Origin of the sequence: Alkalispirochaeta alkalica DSM 8900 (genome assembly GCF_000373545.1) — a bacterium.
Lineage (GTDB): Bacteria > Spirochaetota > Spirochaetia > DSM-27196 > Alkalispirochaetaceae > Alkalispirochaeta > Alkalispirochaeta alkalica.
In genome coordinates this window covers 1-1259 of record NZ_KB891753.1, presented here as the reverse complement: position 1 = coordinate 1259, position 1259 = coordinate 1, and the positions used below count along the sequence as shown (strand labels likewise).

The following is a 1259-nucleotide window of genomic DNA, read 5'->3' as shown; positions in this document are numbered from 1 at the left end:
GGCTCTTGTCACAGTTTGCAAAGAGAGAGGAATTGCATGAAGAAGATTATTGTTCTTGCAGCAGCGCTGGCAATGGTTGGCGGTGTGGTTATGGCTGATCTGACGATCGGCGGGCGCGTTGATACGCGGATGTTCAATGGTGATGAAGGAAGCTTCAGCCAGGTCGATACCCGGCTTCAGATGAATTGGCAGATCGACGAGTACACCCAGGCCGACGTGCGCATGCGCTGGGATGTGGGTGATGAGAAGCCCGATGGGCAAGACACTGACGATGTTTACAATTTCCGTCTTGACCGCGCCCACGCCACGGTTGACTTGGGTGGTTTCCTTGGAACCAAAGAGGACATGGGTCTGGGAATCATCTTCAACGCCGGGTACAACCTGGCCGAGGCAAAGAACACCATCGACATCGACACCTACGGTTGGGGCGGGTTCGAGATGTCCGACTGGGCCATGGTGGGAATGCAGTTGCACCTGGACCTGATGGGCATGGCCAACCTCTGGACCGCCGTCGGTATGAAGGCTGTTCACTGGGAAGGCGAGACACAAGAAGCAGGTGCTGAAGAAGATGTGAACTTCCCCGTATTCCTCGGTGTTGACGGCTCCCAGGACCTGGGTTTTGCTACCCTGGGCTACGAGGCTGTCCTGCACCTCCTCGAGGGTGACGACGACGATTTCGAGCTCGGACTCGGGTTCTCCCTGACCAGCATCGAAGTTGCTCCCGACATCTCCCTCAGCACCGCCGTTGCGCTGACTCTCTTCGAAGATGATGCAGACACCGATACCATCCACAAGTTCACCCTCGGTGTGCACTACGCCGACATGGTCGACACTTACATGGTTCTGGGTGGTGACGAGGATGAGTTCCTCGGTGCCATGGGTATCTCCACGGCTGTGAAGCTCAACGACATGGTGAGCGCCGTTGTGGGTATCGGTCTCGGTCTCGACGACGATGTCTACGAGGATACCTTCGACTCCTTCGACGTCTCGGTGAACCTGAACCTGGCAGCCATGACTCTCCGTGTCGGTTACTTCTGGCAGGAAGAGGATAACGGCATCGGCAACACCGTTGTTGGTGACGAGTTTGTTCCCACCGACGGGCTTGGCAGTGGTATCTACGTCCGCGCCCGGGTAAACCTCTAAGGTATACCCGAGCACCACGAACCCCGCCTTCGGGCGGGGTTTTTTTTGGCCCTCCTCAGGGCTCCTCCCCGACCCGCCGCTCCCCCCGGGGGGCATTCCCCAGACGCTGCCTGAAG

General features: G+C 58.0%; 1 protein-coding gene. It reads left to right on the top strand.

The genetic code is table 11. The annotated features are described in order from the left end of the window. Nucleotides 1-36: 36 nt before the first annotated feature. A complete protein-coding gene (locus tag B071_RS0112955) occupies nt 37-1143 on the top strand; it encodes a hypothetical protein (RefSeq protein ID WP_018527496.1) in 1107 nt (368 codons plus the stop codon). Nucleotides 1144-1259 lie beyond the last annotated feature (116 nt).

Excerpts from the sequence above, each read along its gene's own strand:
- B071_RS0112955 (WP_018527496.1), top strand. The coding sequence starts at position 37 with ATGAAGAAGATTATTGTTCTTGCAGCAGCGCTGGCAATGGTTGGCGGT.